We start from the raw sequence: 14,942 nt of genomic DNA, 5'->3' as shown, positions 1-14,942 counted from the left end.
ACCCCATGCAGCTTTCTTCGCTCACTGCGGTTTCCCCTGTAGACGGCCGTTATGCCGGCAAAACCCAGGCCTTGCGCCCCATTTTCAGCGAATTCGGCCTGATCCGTTTCCGCGCCCTGGTCGAAGTGCGCTGGCTGCAGCGCCTGGCCGCCCACCCGCAGATCGGCGAAGTGCCGGCGTTCTCCGCCGAAGCCAACGCCCTGCTGGACAGCCTGGCCACCGACTTCAAGCTCGAGCACGCCGAACGCGTCAAGGAAATCGAGCGCACCACCAACCACGACGTCAAGGCGATCGAATACCTCCTCAAGGAGCAGGCCGCCAAGCTGCCTGAGCTGGCCAAGGTCAGCGAGTTCATCCACTTCGCCTGCACCAGCGAGGACATCAACAACCTGTCCCACGCCCTGATGCTGCGCGCCGGCCGTGACGAAGTGCTGCTGCCGCTGATGCGCCAGATCGCCGACGCCATCCGCGCCCTGGCCCACGCCCACGCCGATGTGCCGATGCTGTCGCGCACCCACGGCCAGCCGGCTTCGCCGACCACCCTGGGCAAGGAACTGGCCAACGTCGTGTACCGCCTGGAGCGCCAGATCGCCCAGGTTGCTGCCGTACCGCTGCTGGGCAAGATCAACGGTGCCGTGGGCAACTACAACGCCCACCTGTCGGCCTACTCGCAGATCGACTGGGAGCAGAACGCCCGCGCCTTCATCGAAGACGAGCTGGGCCTGCAGTTCAACCCGTACACCACCCAGATCGAGCCGCACGACTACATCGCCGAGCTGTTCGACGCCATCGCCCGCTTCAACACCATCCTGATCGACTTCGATCGCGATGTGTGGGGCTACATTTCGCTGGGCTACTTCAAGCAGAAGACCGTTGCCGGTGAAATCGGCTCGTCGACCATGCCGCACAAGGTCAACCCGATCGACTTCGAAAACTCCGAAGGCAACCTGGGTATCGCCAACGCGCTGTTCCAGCACCTGGCCAGCAAGCTGCCGATCTCGCGCTGGCAGCGTGACCTGACCGACTCCACCGTGCTGCGCAACCTGGGCGTGGGCTTTGCCCACAGCGTCATCGCCTACGAAGCCAGCCTGAAAGGCATCGGCAAGCTGGAAGTCAACGAAGCCCGCATCGCCGCCGACCTGGACGCCTGCTGGGAAGTGCTGGCCGAGCCGATCCAGACCGTGATGCGCCGCTTCAACATCGAAAACCCCTACGAGAAGCTCAAAGAGCTGACCCGTGGCAAGGGCATCACCCCGGAAGCGCTGCTGACCTTCATCGACGGCCTGGATATGCCAGCCGAAGCCAAGGCCGAGCTCAAGCAGCTGACCCCTGCTACTTACATCGGCAACGCGGCAGCACAGGCCAAACGCATCTAAGCTGACCGTCGCGTTCAACGCCCGGCCTGGCCGGGCGTTTTTATTCCCGAACGAAAATTACATTTTTTCAATAGGTTGAACATGAATCCTGATACTCCACTGCAGCTGCTGGGCGGCATCTCGGCCCGCGAATTCATGCGCGACTACTGGCAGAAGAAGCCGCTGCTGGTGCGCCAGGCCTTCCCGGACTTCATCAGCCCGATCGACCCCGACGAGCTGGCCGGCCTGGCCCTGGAAGAGGAAGTAGAGTCGCGTATCGTACTCGAGCACGGCGCGCACCCGTGGGAGCTGCGCCGCGGCCCGTTCACCGAAGATACCTTTGCCGAGCTGCCGGAAAAGGACTGGACCCTGCTGGTGCAGGCCGTGGACCAGTTCGTCCCGGAAGTAGCCGAACTGCTGGAAAACTTCCGCTTCCTGCCCAGCTGGCGCATCGATGACGTGATGATCAGCTTCGCCGCCCCCGGTGGCAGCGTCGGCCCGCACTTCGACAACTACGACGTGTTCCTGCTGCAGGGCCACGGCCAGCGCAACTGGAAAATCGGCCAGATGTGCAGCAGCGACAGCTCGCTGCTGGAGCACGCCGACCTGCGCATCCTCGCCGACTTCGAGCAGAGCGATGAGTGGACCCTGGAGCCGGGCGACATGCTTTACCTGCCACCACGCCTGGCCCACTACGGCGTGGCCGTGGACGACTGCCTGACCTATTCGGTAGGCTTCCGCGCGCCAAGCGCCGCTGAAGTGCTGACCCACTTCACCGATTTCCTCGGCCAGTTCCTGCCCGACGAAGAACGCTACAGCGACGCCGATGCCCAGCCGGTCAGCGACCCGCACCAGATCCAGCACGACGCCCTCGACCGCCTCAAGGCGCTGCTCGACAAGCACATGGGCGACAAAGACCTGCTGCTGACCTGGTTCGGCCAGTTCATGACCGAGCCACGCTACCCCGAGCAGATCGTCGGTGAAGAGCTGTCCGAGGAAGAGCTGATCGATGCCCTGGAACAAGGCGCCATCCTGATCCGCAACCCGAGCGCCCGCCTGGCCTGGTCGGAGTTCGAAGAAGACCTGCTGCTGTTCGCCAGCGGCCGCAGCTGCCCGCTGCCGGGCAAACTGCGCGAGCTACTGAAGCTGGTTTGCGCGGCCGACGCCCTGCACATCGACAACCTGGGCGAATGGCTGCAGGATGAAGATGGCCTTATGCTGGTACAGCAGCTGGTCAAACAAGGAAGCCTGGGATTCGCCAATGAATAAGATTCGTGTGCGCCTCGCCGACTGGCACAAGGACAACGCCGACATCCGCCGCATCCGCGAAGCGGTGTTCATTGCCGAACAGCACGTGCCGCCGGAGCTGGAGTGGGACTCGGATGACCCGACCGCCGCGCACTTCCTGGCCCTGGAAGGCGACTACCCGATCGGCACCGCGCGCCTGCTGCCTGACGGCACCATCGGCCGGGTCTCGGTACTGAAGGACTGGCGCGGGCTGAAGGTGGGTGACGCGCTGATGAACGCGGTGATTGTCGAAGCACAGAACCGCGACCTGAAGCAGCAGATGCTCAGCGCCCAGGTGCACGCCACGCCGTTCTACGAGCGGCTGGGCTTTCGCGTAGTCAGCGAAGAGTTCCTCGAAGCCGGCATCCCGCACGTGGACATGGTGCGCGACTCGCGCGCCTGATCCCTGTACCGGCCTCTTCGCGGGCTTGCCCGCTCCCACAAGGACCCCACAGATATTGAATGCTGTGCAGTACCTGTGGGAGCGGGCAAGCCCGCGAAGAGGCCGGCACAGCAAAATACATCTTCCCTGACAAAACCTGTACATCCATCCAGATAAAACTTGCCTCCGCGCCCTCTCTTGCGCATCCTATCGCCCATCACCCCGATGAAGCGTCCCCGGCCATGCGCCTGTTCCTCTGCGAAAAACCCTCCCAGGCAAAAGACATCGCCAAAGTGCTCGGCGCCAACCGCAAGGGCGATGGCTGCTGGCAAGGCACCGACGTCTGCGTGACCTGGTGCATCGGCCACCTGCTGGAAACCGCCCCGCCCGACAGCTACGACGAACGCTACAAGCGCTGGAACCTGGCCGATCTGCCGATCATCCCGGAAAAGTGGAAGATGCTGGTCAAGGCCAAGACCGCCAGCCAGTTCAAGGCGGTCAAGCGCCTGTTCGGCGAAGCGCGCGAACTGGTGATCGCCACCGACGCCGACCGCGAAGGCGAAATGATCGCCCGCGAACTGGTCGAGCATTGCCGCTACCGCGGCCCGGTGCAGCGCCTGTGGCTGTCGGCACTGGATGACGCGTCCATTCGCAAGGCCCTGGCGCGGCTGCTGCCGGGCCACGAAACCTTCAACCTGTACCACTCGGCGCTGGGCCGTTCGCGCGCAGACTGGCTGATCGGCATGAACATGAGCCGGCTGTTCACCCTGCTGGGCCGCCAGTCGGGCTATCAGGGCGTGCTGCCGGTGGGCCGGGTGCAAACGCCCACCTTGCGCCTGGTGGTCGACCGCGACCGCAGCATCGCCGACTTCGTGCCGGTACCGTTCTGGGCCATCGACGTGCAGCTCGAACACGCAGGCTTTGGCTTCAACGCCCAGTGGCGCGCCCCCGAGGACGCCTGCGACGACCAGGGCCGCTGCCTGAACCAGGCCCTGGCGCAGCAGGCTACCGCCGATATCGGCAATGCGGGTACTGCCCGGGCTGTGAAGGTGACCACCGAGCGCGTGCGTGAAGCGGCACCCCTGCCCTTCGACCTTGGCACCCTGCAGGAGCTGTGCTCGAAAAAGTTCGGCCTCGGCGCCCAGGAAACCCTCGACATCGCCCAGGCCCTGTACGAAACCCACAAGCTGATCACCTACCCGCGCAGCGACTGCGGCTACCTGCCGCAAAGCCAGCACGCCGAAGCGCCAGCCATCCTCGCCGCCCTGCAACGTTCCGATGCCAGCCTGGCGCCGCTGCAGCCCTACCTGGAGCCGCAACGCTGTTCACGGGCGTGGAACGACGCCAAGGTCAGCGCCCACCACGGCATCATCCCCACTGCCGCCGCCAGCGACCCGTCGCGCCTGCCGGCCAAGCACAAGGCGGTGTACACCCTGATCCGCGCCCGCTACCTGGCGCAGTTCCTGCCCAACCATGAATACGACCGCACCCAGGCCGACTTCGACTGCGCCGGCCATGCCCTGCGTGCCGTAGGCAAGCAGATCGTCGAACCAGGCTGGCGCCGTGCGCTGCCCGAGGCGCTGACCCCGGCCAAGGGCCGCGAGGCACCACCGGCCCAGGTGCTGCCGGCGCTGCGCGAAGGCCAAGACTGCACAGTGCAGGGCTTGCAACTGAAAGACCTGTGGACCCAGCCGCCCAAGCCGTTTACCGAAGGCGACCTGATCAAGGCAATGAAGAACGTGGCCAAGCTGGTGGACGACCCGCGGTTGAAGCAGAAGCTCAAGGAAACCACCGGTATCGGCACCGAAGCCACCCGCGCCAGCATCATCCAGGGCCTGCTTGACCGCGGCTACCTGGTGAAGAACGGCAAGGCGCTGTCCGCCACCCCTGCGGCCTTCAGCCTGATCGACGCCGTGCCACGCGCCATTGCCGACCCAGGCACCACGGCTATCTGGGAGCAGGCGCTGGACATGGTGCAGAGTGGCGAGATGACGCTGGAGGAGTTCGTCGCCCGGCAGTCGGCATGGATGGGCAAGCTGGTCGAACGGTGCAGCGGCATGCGCATGACCATCAGCGGGCCGGCAGCCGGGGCTGCGCCGCCGTGGAAGAAGAAGCGTCGGGGTGGCGGGAAGGGCAAAGCGGCCGCAGGCAAGCCAAGACAGCCTCGAAAAAAGGCGACAACCTGAAGATTTTGCACTTTCAGGTCAGGCCCCTTCGCGGGTGAACCCGCTCCCACATTTACAGCGCCGACCTCGAGACCGGTGATGACTCTGTGGGAGCGGGTTTACCCGCGAAAGGGCCAGGACAGGCAACACAACAACTCGAGGTAAACCACAAACCCGGCCAATGCATTGGCGACATGAAATTTACCTGCTAAATTTTCATGAAAATAAACACAATAATTTTCATGAGACCCCTGCATGTTCAAACAATCCGCCCAGCACGTCGCCAGCTACTACGCCCAGACCTACCCCGCCAGCATTCCCCTGCACCCTACCCTGCAAGGCAGCCACGACACCGAAGTCCTGATCATTGGCGCCGGCTTCAGCGGCCTGCACACCGCCTTGCGCCTGACCCAGGCCGGCAAGCGTGTAACGCTGCTGGAAGCCAGCCGCGTGGCCTGGGCCGCGTCCGGCCGCAACGGCGGCCAGGCACTGCTCGGCTGGTCGTGCGACATGCCGCCGCTGGAAAAGGCCCTGGGCGTCCAACGCACCCGACGCCTATGGGCCAGCATGTGCTGGGCCGCCGATGAAATGCGCGAACTGCCCGAGCGCCATGGCTTCGACATCGACTACCGGCTGGGCAGCCTGTGGACCGCCGTGCTGCCGCGCCGGGTGAAGATGCTGGAAGAAGCCCTGCACGAGGCCGAACACAAATGGGGCTACGACGCCCTGCGCCTGATCGGCCGCGACGAGCTGCCGCAATGGATCGACAGCCCGCGCTACCAGGCCGCGCTATACGACGCCAAGGGCGCCCACCTCAACCCGCTGAAGCTGGCTCAGGGCCTGGCCAGCACCATCGAGGCGGCTGGCGGGCGGATCTACGAACAGAGCCAGGTGCTCGACTACCAGAAAGTCGGCGACGGCTATGTGGCCCGTACCGACCGCGGCGAAGTACGCTGCCAGGTGCTGGTGCTGGCCTGCAACGCCTACATCGACCGCCTCGACCGCACCCTGTCGCGCCGCCTGTTGCCGGTTGGCTCCTATCAGGTAGCCACCGCACCGCTGAATGCCGACTTCGCCCAATCGCTACTGCCGCGCAACAGTTGCGTGATCGACAACCAGTTCGTGCCCGACTATTTCCGCCTCACCCCGGACCATCGCCTGCTGTTCGGCGGCGGCTGCACCTACCTGGGCGGTATTCCCAAAGATGTCGCCAGCGCCACCCGCCCCTACCTGGAGCGAGTATTCCCGCAGCTGGCCGGGGTGGCCATCGACTATGCCTGGGGCGGCCATATCGACTGCAGCATCCAGCGCACCCCGGATGTCGGTCGCGAGGGCCAGCGCTACTGGCTGCAGGGTTTCTCTGGCCATGGCGTGCTACCTACGCTGGCAGCGGCGCGGGCGGTCAGCGATGCCATTCTTGGCGACGACGACCTGCTGACGCTGTACCAAGGCATCGACAACGGCCGCTTCCCCGGCGGAGACCTGCTGGCAGCACCGCTGGAAGCTGCGGCCAAGGCCTGGTACCGGATGCGCGACCGCGTCTGATCGGTTGACACGGCCCGTTGTAGGAGCGGCCTTGTGTCGCGAAAGGGCTGCAAAGCGGCCCCAAGAAATTCAGTACTGACACACAAATTGCTGGGGCTGCTTTGCAGCCCTTTCGCGACACAAGGCCGCTCCCACAAAAGGCTGCGTAGGTCTGAAGCTCCGGTGCAAAATCACAAATTCCAGTACGAGGCAAAATACCTCCTATTCTCAATAGCTCCCTTCGCTTCCTGCACACAGGAGACCCGACCATGAGCTATGTAACCACGAAGGACGGCGTACAGATCTTCTACAAGGACTGGGGCCCGCGTGACGCGCCGGTCATCCACTTCCACCACGGCTGGCCGCTCAGCGCCGACGACTGGGATGCCCAGTTGCTGTTCTTCCTTGCCCACGGTTACCGCGTGGTCGCCCACGACCGTCGCGGCCATGGCCGTTCCAGCCAGGTATGGGACGGCCACGACATGGACCACTACGCCGACGATGTGGCGGCGGTGGTCGCTCACCTGGGCATCCAGGGCGCCGTGCATGTCGGCCACTCGACCGGTGGCGGTGAAGTGGTGCGCTACATGGCCCGGCACCCTGAAGACAAGGTGGCCAAGGCCGTGCTGATCGCCGCCGTACCGCCACTGATGGTGCAGACGCCCGCTAATCCCGGTGGCCTGCCCAAATCGGTGTTCGACGGTTTCCAGGCCCAGGTCGCCAGCAACCGTGCGCAGTTCTACCGGGATGTGCCGGCCGGGCCGTTCTACGGCTACAACCGCCCCGGTGCAGAAGCCAGCGAAGGCATCATCGGCAACTGGTGGCGCCAAGGCATGATTGGCAGTGCCAAGGCCCATTACGATGGCATCGTGGCGTTTTCCCAGACCGACTTCACCGAAGACCTGAAGGGCATCACCCAGCCAGTGCTGGTGATGCACGGCGACGATGACCAGATCGTACCGTATGAAAATTCCGGGGTGCTGTCGGCGAAGCTACTGCCTAACGGCACACTCAAGACCTACAAAGGCTACCCGCATGGCATGCCGACCACCCATGCCGATGTGATCAATGCGGATTTGCTGGCGTTTATCCGTAGCTGATGTGATGACCTGTACCGCCCCTTTCGCGGGCGCGCCCGCTCCCACAGGTACTGCACAGGTCTTGAAATGTGCAGGTAACCTGTGGGAGCGCGCATGCCCGCGAAAGGGCCGGCACTGGCAACACACCTCCCCCAGGATTACCATGTCACCCTTCTAGTGCGGCCCTTTGCCGCCCCCTGCCTCCCTGCCTGCCAAAACCCCATGCCCTTCGAACTCACCGTAGAACCCCTCACCCTGCTGATCCTGGCCCTGGTCGCCTTCGTCGCCGGCTTCATCGATGCCATCGCCGGCGGTGGCGGCCTGCTCACCACTCCGGCGCTACTCACCGCCGGCATGCCGCCACACCTGGTACTGGGCACCAACAAGCTCAGCTCTACCTTCGGCTCGGCCACCGCCGGCTTCACCTACTACAGGCGCAAGCTGTTCCACCCGGCGCAATGGCGCCCGGCATTGTTCGCCACCTTGGTCGGTGCTTTGCTCGGTGCAGTGATCGCCCACTACATGCCGGCCGAATGGCTGAACAAGATGTTGCCCGTGATCGTCTTCGCCTGTGGCGTCTACCTGCTGTTCGGCGGCACGCCCAAGGCGCCGCTGGATGCCGATGCGCCGATCAGGAAAAAGTGGCAAGTACCGCAAGGCTTCACCCTGGGCTTCTATGACGGCGTGGCCGGCCCGGGTACCGGGGCGTTCTGGACGGTCAGCACCCTGCTGCTCTACCCCATCGACCTGGTCCGTGCCAGCGGCGTGGCGCGCAGCATGAACTTCGTCAGCAACATCGCAGCGCTGACGGTGTTCATCATTTCCGGGCAGGTGGACTACATCGTCGGCCTGTGCATGGGCCTGTCGGTGATGGTCGGCGCGTTCTTCGGCGCACGCACGGCGATCAGTGGCGGCAGCAAGTTCATCCGCCCGGTGTTCATCACCGTGGTGCTGGCATTGACCGTGCGCCTAGCGTGGCAGCACTGGTTCGGCCAAGCCTGATGGGCTGTGATACCCCTGCTTTCCCGCCCTATCTGCGCGAGAAATGTCCTCCGCCGTCGTTGCAGGACTTGGCAATGGAATGACCATTGCCTGCGCCCTGCGCCTAGTCGGAGAACATTTCTCACTGCAGCTAGGACGGGAAAGCAGGGATATCACAGCCCAGCCGCCGTGCAACGTACAGATCGATCAGGTAGCGGGCAATCGACCGCCCGGCCGGTAGCGGCGGCAGGTCGTGGACGCTGAACCACTTGGCATCCTCGATCTCGTCCGGCTGCATGACGATATCGCCGCCGGCATACTCGGCATGGAAGCCCAGCATCATCGAATGCGGGAACGGCCAGCACTGGCTGCCGACGTACTGGATGTTCCTTACTTCCACCGCTACCTCTTCACGCACTTCGCGCACCAGGCAGTCTTCGGCCGACTCGCCCGGCTCGGCGAAGCCTGCCAGGGTGCTGTACACCCCGGTGACGAAGCGTGGCGAACGCGCCAGCAGGATTTCATCACCACGGGTCACCAGCACGATCATGCTCGGCGAAATGCGCGGGTAGCTGCGCAGGTCGCAAGGCTGGCAGTACATCGCCCGCTCCCAGCGGATCTGCGTCATTGCCTGGCCGCAGCTGCCGCAGAAACGGTGCTCGCGGGCCCAGGTGCCGATCTGCGCGGCATAGCCCAGCACTTTGTAGGTGTCGAAGTCACCCTCGAGCATGAACGCGCGCAGGCCGCGCCAGGCGCAGCCGGGCACGTCGGTGGCGCTGCGCAGCTCCAGCAGGAACACCGGCTGGCCGTCGAAGTGGCCGATGCCGTGCTCGCACAGCACGTCGAGGTCCTGGCGCTTGAGCCAGTCGCGAGGGAACAGCGCGCCGTTGTCGTCCACCAGGAACCCTTCCGGGCTGCGGGCCACGGCCAGCCCCCCGGTGATCTGCGGGTCGAGTACTGCGGTAGTCCAGCGTGCTGACATGTCGGGGGTTCCCTTACTGCGCGTCCCCCGGCCTGATCAGTCGGCGAACGTCGGTTTCTGTTTGCTCATGTGCGCCGCCACCGCCACGCGCAGGTCTTCGGACTGCAGCATCGCGGCGTTCCAGGTGGCGATGTACTCCAGGCCATCGTCGATGCGATGGTCACGCATGTAGCTGAGCATTTCCTTGGTGCCGGCCACGGCGATCGGCGATTTTGCGGCAATCTCGCCGGCGATGGCAAAGACCCCGTCCATCAGCGCGGCCTGATCATCATAGACCCGGTTGACCAAGCCGATGCGCAGCGCCTCTTCGGCCTCGACATTGCGCCCGGTGAAAGCCAGCTCACGCATCATGCCGTCACCGATGATACGAGGCAAACGTTGCAGTGTGCCGACATCGGCGGCCATGCCCATGTCGATTTCCTTGATCGAGAACTGCGCGTCGCTGCTGCAGTAGCGCATGTCGCAGGCCGAGATCAGATCGATGGCGCCGCCAATGCAGTAACCCTGCACCGCGGCCAGCACCGGCTTGCGGCATTTGTCCACGGCATTGAACGACGCCTGCAGGCGCAGGATGGTGCTGCGCAGGAAGCGCGCGTTACGCCCCACGTCCTTGCCCATCTGCCCGGCCAGCGAAGCCAGCATCATCAGGTCGATACCGGCGGAAAAATGCTTGCCGGCACCGCTGATCACAACCGCCCGCACCGCGTCGGTGTCATCGACCCACTGGAAGATGTCGATGATCTCCTCCCAGAAGGCCGCGTTCATCGCATTGCGCTTGTCCGGGCGGTTGATCTGAACGTGGGCGATGCTGTTGGTCAGTTCGACCTTGAATGCGCTGTACTCGGTCACGGGCGGCACTCCTGCGGGTGAAGGGTTCATGGCACGGATGGTAACCCACCCCGATGACCGCACTTGTGCCAAAAACGGGACTTTACGCCTTGCCTAAGACGCGCTGATCCGGCACCGTGCGCCATCGCCGAATCATAAGGATACAAATTCATGTCGCGCTCCCTGACCGGCGCCCTCGCCCACAGCTTTCTGGGCCAGTCGCCGCTTTGGTACAAGGCAGTCATCTGCCTGTTCCTGGTGCTCAACCCGCTGCTGCTGGTGACCGTCGGCCCGGTCGCTGCCGGCTGGGCACTGGTGCTCGAATTCATCTTCACCCTGGGCATGGCCCTGAAGTGCTACCCGCTGATGCCTGGCGGCCTGCTGCTGGTCGAAGCCCTGCTGTTGCAGATGACCACCCCGCAAGCCCTGTACGAAGAGCTGCAGCACAACTTCCCGGTGATCCTGCTGCTGATGTTCATGGTCGCGGGCATCCACTTCATGAAGGAACTGCTGCTGTTCCTGTTTTCGCGCATCCTGCTGGGGGTGCGTTCGAAGGCGATCCTGGCGTTGCTGTTCTGCGTGCTGTCGGCATTCCTCTCGGCGTTTCTCGATGCGCTGACCGTGACCGCCGTGATCATCAGCGCCGCGGTCGGTTTCTATGCGGTGTACCACCGCGTCGCCTCCGGGGCCAACCCGCGCGAAGACAGTGCGCTGGACAGCGACCAGCAGGTCGCACAGTTGCATCGTGAAGACCTCGACCAGTTCCGCGCCTTCCTGCGCAGCCTGCTGATGCATGGCGCGGTGGGTACCGCCCTGGGCGGCGTGTGCACGCTGGTGGGCGAGCCGCAGAACCTGCTGATCGGCCATGAGATGGGCTGGCACTTCGCCGATTTCTTCCTGAAGGTGGCACCGGTGTCGCTGCCGGTGCTGGGCGCCGGCCTGCTGACCTGCGTGCTGCTGGAGAAGCTGCGCCTGTTCGGCTACGGCACGTTGATGCCCGAGCCGGTGCGCCAGGTGCTGGCCGCCTACGCCGCCGAGGACGATGCAGCACGCACCACTGCCCAGCGCATCGCGCTGTGGGTGCAAGGGTTCGCCGCACTGATCCTGATCGTCTGCCTGGGGCTGCACGTTGCCGAGGTCGGCCTGATCGGCCTGATGGTGATCGTGCTGATCACGGCATTCACCGGCATTACCGACGAACACCGCCTGGGCCGTGCCTTCCAGGACGCCATGCCGTTCACCGCTTTGCTGGTGGTGTTCTTCGCCGTGGTGGCGGTGATCCATCAGCAGCAACTGTTCAGCCCGTTGATTGCCTGGGTGCTGGCGCTGCCGGCCGAGCAGCAACCGGGCATGCTGTACCTGGCCAACGGCCTGCTGTCGGCGATCAGCGACAACGTGTTCGTTGCCACCATCTACATCACCGAGGTGAAGCAGGCGTTCCTCAATGGCAGCATGAGCCGCGAGCATTTCGAGACGCTGGCGGTGGCGATCAACACCGGCACCAACCTGCCGAGCGTGGCGACGCCGAATGGGCAGGCGGCGTTCCTGTTCCTGTTGACTTCGGCAATCGCGCCGCTGATCCGGCTGTCGTATGGGCGAATGGTTTGGATGGCCTTGCCCTATACCGTAGTGATGGGTGGGCTGGGGTGGTGGGCGGTGACCTACTGGCTTTGAGGTAGTCTGCGCCGGCCTCTTCGCGGGTGAACCCGCTCCCACAGGTACTGCACAGCCTTCGAAACTGTGGTGATCATGTGGGAGCGGGTTTACCCGCGAAAGGGCCAGTGCAGACCACTCAAACAGCCCTGTCGATTCTGCTGCCTGCCATTCGACTATACCATGCCCCCAGCCACCCCGGCTGCCAACAGGAGAGTCCCCATGCGCAAACTCATCGTAGCCGCCTTCATCAGCCTCGACGGTGTCATGCAAGCCCCCGGCGGCCCGCAGGAAGACACCAGCGGCGGCTTCACCTACGGCGGCTGGATTGTGCCCTACGCCGAGGAAGTCTTCGGCCAGGCCATGCAGGCCCTGTTCAGCCAGCCCTTCGAGTTGCTGCTGGGCCGGCGCACCTACGACATCTTCGCCGGCTACTGGCCAAAGGTAGAAGGCAGCTCGGAAGACTTCTCCATCGCCAACCTGTTCAACAGCGTGCCCAAGCACGTGGCCACCCACACCCCCGCAACCCTCGACTGGCACAACAGCCATGCCCTTGGCGTGGACATCACCGCAGCGGTCCGCGCGCTGAAACAACAGGACGGCGCCAACCTGCTAACCCAGGGCAGCAGCGATCTGGTGCAGCAACTGCTGGCGGCGGGCCTGGTCGATGAACTGCAACTGCTGATCCACCCGTTGCTGCTCGGCCACGGCAAGCGCCTGTTCGGCGACGATGCGGCAGCGGCGGCCTTCACCCTGCAGCACTCGCAGGTTTCGCCCAAGGGCGTGGTCATCGCCCGTTACGTGCGTGCCGGCGAAGTGCAGACCGGTTCGTTCTGAAAAGCACGATTGCGTACAACTTTTGCCTCTCGCTCGCATCGAAACACAGGTAAGCCCCGTCCGTATCAAGGAGGTTCACCATGGCGCTACGCACCACGCTGCTGTTTTGCTGCATGCCCCTGGCCCTGCTCGGCTGCGCCGGCAACGATCACCCGGCGCCGCCGCGCACCCAGCAGGTCGACCTGCAACGTTACCAGGGCACCTGGTACGAACTCGCGCGGCTGCCGATGTTCTTCCAGCGCAACTGCGTGCAGTCCGAAGCGCACTATGGCCTGCGAGAGGACGGCCGCCTCGACGTGACCAACCGCTGCCAGGAAAAGGACGGCCAGTGGAACCAGGCCAAGGGCATCGCCGAAGCCCAGCAACCGGGCAGCACCGACAAGCTCTGGGTGCGCTTCGACAACTGGTTCAGCCGCCTCGCGCCCGGCCTGACCAAGGGCGAGTACTGGGTGCTGTACCACGACCAGGACTACCGCGTAGCCTTGGTCGGCCACCCGAACCGCGAATACCTGTGGCTGCTCTCGCGCACGCCCGCGGTCACCGACCAGCTGCGCGAACAACTGCTGACGATCGCCCGGGAGCAAGGCTATGACACCAGCAAGCTGATCTGGCGGCAGGCCGAGTAGGCAACACCTGGCGGGCCATCGACGACATGCGGCAATCCGGCTAAGGTGTGCGCCCTTACCACCTCGAAGGAACGAGCCCGTTGAGTACCACGCCGCTACCTGCACCCCGTATCCGTCCGACCCCCATCCGCCCGCTGGTGCTGACGTCACTGCTGGACTGAAACAAGGAGCCAGACCATGGATTTGCTGTTCCTGGGCACCTCCGCCGGCGTGCCGACCAAGGCACGCAACGTCAGCGCCACCGCAGTGATCGAAGCCAGTGGCAGCCACTGGTATCTGGTCGACTGCGGCGAAGGCACCCAGCACCGGCTGCTGCATACGCCGCTGTCGATCCGCGACCTGCGCGCCATCTTCATCACCCACGTGCACGGCGACCATTGCTTCGGCCTGCCGGGCCTGCTGGCCAGCGCCGGCATGAGCGGGCGCACGCAGCCGCTGGATCTTGTCCTGCCCGCCGCCCTGCACGACTGGGTGCGCCAGGGGCTGGTGGCCAGCGATACTTTCCTGCCGTTCGAACTGCGCCTGCTGGCCGTGGAAGATCTGGTGGAATGGCGCAGTGACGCCCTGCAAGTGACCAGCGTGCAGCTTTCGCACCGGGTGCCGAGCGTCGGCTTCGTGTTCACCGAGCTCAACCCCGAACCGCGCCTGGACATCCCGCGCCTGGAAGCCGACGGCATCCCCCGCGGCCCGCTGTGGGGCGAGCTGGCCAAGGGTTTGACGGTGCAGCATGGCGGTCGGCTGCTGCACGGCAATGACTACTTGCGCCCTTCGCGCCCGCCACGGCGGGTGATCGTGTGCGGCGACAACGACAACCCCGAGCTGTTGGCCGACGTCGCCAAGGGCGCGGACGTGCTGGTGCACGAAGCCACGTTCACCCAGGCGGTGGTAGAGCGCACGGGGGTAACCTTCGGCCACAGCACCGCGGCTGCGGTGGCGCGCTTTGCCGAAACTGCGGGCGTGCGCAACCTGGTGCTGACGCATTTCAGCGCCCGCTACCAGAACGACCCACGGCGCAGCCCGAGCATCGACAACGTGCGCGACGAAGCCCTCGCCCACTACAGCGGGCAGCTGACCCTGGCGCAGGACCTGCAGCGCTATCACATCGGGCGCGATGGCTGTCTTGAACCGGCCGGATGATTTGGCATGGCCACAATTGTGCACGCGGCACGTTCGACCTGCGTCTGCCCCGGGCAGATCTGATCAGGCTGGTGCGATCCTCTGTGGGAGCGGCCTTGTGTCGCGA

At 64.7% G+C, this 14,942-nt stretch carries 13 protein-coding genes; 11 read left to right on the top strand and 2 right to left on the bottom strand.

All coding sequences use genetic code 11. The features are described 5' to 3' along the window. Nucleotides 1-5 precede the first annotated feature (5 nt). From purB to RYH74_RS07645, 7 genes are all read left to right on the top strand, one after another. On the top strand, nucleotides 6-1,376 hold the full coding sequence (purB, locus tag RYH74_RS07675) for an adenylosuccinate lyase (RefSeq protein ID WP_013973297.1): 1,371 nt from the start codon (nucleotides 6-8) through the stop codon (nucleotides 1,374-1,376). An 81-nt stretch (nucleotides 1,377-1,457) separates the two neighbouring features. Beyond that, on the top strand, nucleotides 1,458-2,624 hold the full coding sequence (locus RYH74_RS07670; RefSeq protein WP_013973298.1) for a cupin domain-containing protein: 1,167 nt from the start codon (nucleotides 1,458-1,460) through the stop codon (nucleotides 2,622-2,624). Beyond that, nucleotides 2,617-3,045, top strand: a complete 429-nt coding sequence (locus RYH74_RS07665; RefSeq protein WP_003258855.1) for a GNAT family N-acetyltransferase — start codon at nucleotides 2,617-2,619, stop codon at nucleotides 3,043-3,045. The genes RYH74_RS07670 and RYH74_RS07665 overlap by 8 nt, the downstream gene beginning before the upstream one ends. A gap of 221 nt (nucleotides 3,046-3,266) precedes the next feature. Further along, nucleotides 3,267-5,210 (top strand): DNA topoisomerase III, encoded by a 1,944-nt coding sequence (locus RYH74_RS07660; RefSeq protein WP_317409196.1) that lies wholly within the window; start codon nucleotides 3,267-3,269, stop codon nucleotides 5,208-5,210. A gap of 234 nt (nucleotides 5,211-5,444) precedes the next feature. Further along, on the top strand, nucleotides 5,445-6,734 hold the full coding sequence (locus RYH74_RS07655; protein ID WP_317409195.1) for an FAD-binding oxidoreductase: 1,290 nt from the start codon (nucleotides 5,445-5,447) through the stop codon (nucleotides 6,732-6,734). Between the two features lie 248 nt (nucleotides 6,735-6,982). Next, nucleotides 6,983-7,813 (top strand): alpha/beta fold hydrolase, encoded by an 831-nt coding sequence (locus RYH74_RS07650; RefSeq protein WP_075045649.1) that lies wholly within the window; start codon nucleotides 6,983-6,985, stop codon nucleotides 7,811-7,813. A gap of 201 nt (nucleotides 7,814-8,014) precedes the next feature. Further along, nucleotides 8,015-8,794 carry a TSUP family transporter gene (locus RYH74_RS07645; RefSeq protein WP_013973303.1) on the top strand — a complete coding sequence of 260 codons (780 nt, stop codon included), beginning with the start codon at nucleotides 8,015-8,017 and terminating at the stop codon, nucleotides 8,792-8,794. 130 nt (nucleotides 8,795-8,924) lie between these two features. Here the strand turns inward: RYH74_RS07645 and nudC are convergent, their stop codons facing one another. Both nudC and RYH74_RS07635 read right to left on the bottom strand, forming a co-directional pair. Continuing rightward, on the bottom strand, nucleotides 8,925-9,755 hold the full coding sequence (nudC, locus tag RYH74_RS07640) for an NAD(+) diphosphatase (protein WP_317409194.1): 831 nt from the start codon (nucleotides 9,753-9,755) through the stop codon (nucleotides 8,925-8,927). A gap of 36 nt (nucleotides 9,756-9,791) precedes the next feature. After that, nucleotides 9,792-10,604 (bottom strand): crotonase/enoyl-CoA hydratase family protein, encoded by an 813-nt coding sequence (locus tag RYH74_RS07635; RefSeq protein ID WP_013973305.1) that lies wholly within the window; start codon nucleotides 10,602-10,604, stop codon nucleotides 9,792-9,794. Nucleotides 10,605-10,754: 150 nt separating this feature from the next. On the opposite strand from RYH74_RS07635, the gene nhaB reads away from it, so the two are divergent. From nhaB to RYH74_RS07615, 4 genes are all read left to right on the top strand, one after another. After that, nucleotides 10,755-12,257, top strand: coding sequence for a sodium/proton antiporter NhaB (nhaB, locus tag RYH74_RS07630; protein ID WP_003258843.1), 1,503 nt, complete (start codon nucleotides 10,755-10,757; stop codon nucleotides 12,255-12,257). A gap of 201 nt (nucleotides 12,258-12,458) precedes the next feature. Then, on the top strand, nucleotides 12,459-13,073 hold the full coding sequence (locus tag RYH74_RS07625) for a dihydrofolate reductase family protein (protein WP_286100174.1): 615 nt from the start codon (nucleotides 12,459-12,461) through the stop codon (nucleotides 13,071-13,073). Between the two features lie 80 nt (nucleotides 13,074-13,153). Continuing rightward, nucleotides 13,154-13,699, top strand: coding sequence for a lipocalin family protein (locus tag RYH74_RS07620; protein ID WP_317409193.1), 546 nt, complete (start codon nucleotides 13,154-13,156; stop codon nucleotides 13,697-13,699). Between the two features lie 177 nt (nucleotides 13,700-13,876). Further along, complete coding sequence (locus tag RYH74_RS07615; protein WP_317409192.1) at nucleotides 13,877-14,836, top strand: ribonuclease Z; 960 nt, start codon at nucleotides 13,877-13,879, stop codon at nucleotides 14,834-14,836. Nucleotides 14,837-14,942: the final 106 nt, after the last annotated feature.

Origin of the sequence: Pseudomonas sp. LSJ-87 (genome assembly GCF_032971465.1) — a bacterium.
In the GTDB taxonomy this organism is placed as follows: Bacteria; Pseudomonadota; Gammaproteobacteria; order Pseudomonadales; family Pseudomonadaceae; genus Aquipseudomonas; species Aquipseudomonas putida_Z.
The sequence above is the reverse complement of the archived record's forward strand: the minus strand, read 5'-3'. Positions and strand labels throughout refer to the sequence as shown.

Excerpts from the sequence above, each read along its gene's own strand:
- RYH74_RS07620 (WP_317409193.1), top strand. The coding sequence starts at position 13,154 with ATGGCGCTACGCACCACGCTGCTGTTTTGCTGCATGCCCCTGGCCCTG.
- RYH74_RS07615 (WP_317409192.1), top strand. The coding sequence starts at position 13,877 with ATGGATTTGCTGTTCCTGGGCACCTCCGCCGGCGTGCCGACCAAGGCA.
- RYH74_RS07665 (WP_003258855.1), top strand. The coding sequence starts at position 2,617 with ATGAATAAGATTCGTGTGCGCCTCGCCGACTGGCACAAGGACAACGCC.
- RYH74_RS07655 (WP_317409195.1), top strand. The coding sequence starts at position 5,445 with ATGTTCAAACAATCCGCCCAGCACGTCGCCAGCTACTACGCCCAGACC.
- RYH74_RS07660 (WP_317409196.1), top strand. The coding sequence starts at position 3,267 with ATGCGCCTGTTCCTCTGCGAAAAACCCTCCCAGGCAAAAGACATCGCC.
- RYH74_RS07650 (WP_075045649.1), top strand. The coding sequence starts at position 6,983 with ATGAGCTATGTAACCACGAAGGACGGCGTACAGATCTTCTACAAGGAC.
- RYH74_RS07625 (WP_286100174.1), top strand. The coding sequence starts at position 12,459 with ATGCGCAAACTCATCGTAGCCGCCTTCATCAGCCTCGACGGTGTCATG.
- purB (WP_013973297.1), top strand. The coding sequence starts at position 6 with ATGCAGCTTTCTTCGCTCACTGCGGTTTCCCCTGTAGACGGCCGTTAT.
- RYH74_RS07645 (WP_013973303.1), top strand. The coding sequence starts at position 8,015 with ATGCCCTTCGAACTCACCGTAGAACCCCTCACCCTGCTGATCCTGGCC.
- nhaB (WP_003258843.1), top strand. The coding sequence starts at position 10,755 with ATGTCGCGCTCCCTGACCGGCGCCCTCGCCCACAGCTTTCTGGGCCAG.
- RYH74_RS07670 (WP_013973298.1), top strand. The coding sequence starts at position 1,458 with ATGAATCCTGATACTCCACTGCAGCTGCTGGGCGGCATCTCGGCCCGC.
- nudC (WP_317409194.1), bottom strand. The coding sequence starts at position 9,755 with ATGTCAGCACGCTGGACTACCGCAGTACTCGACCCGCAGATCACCGGG.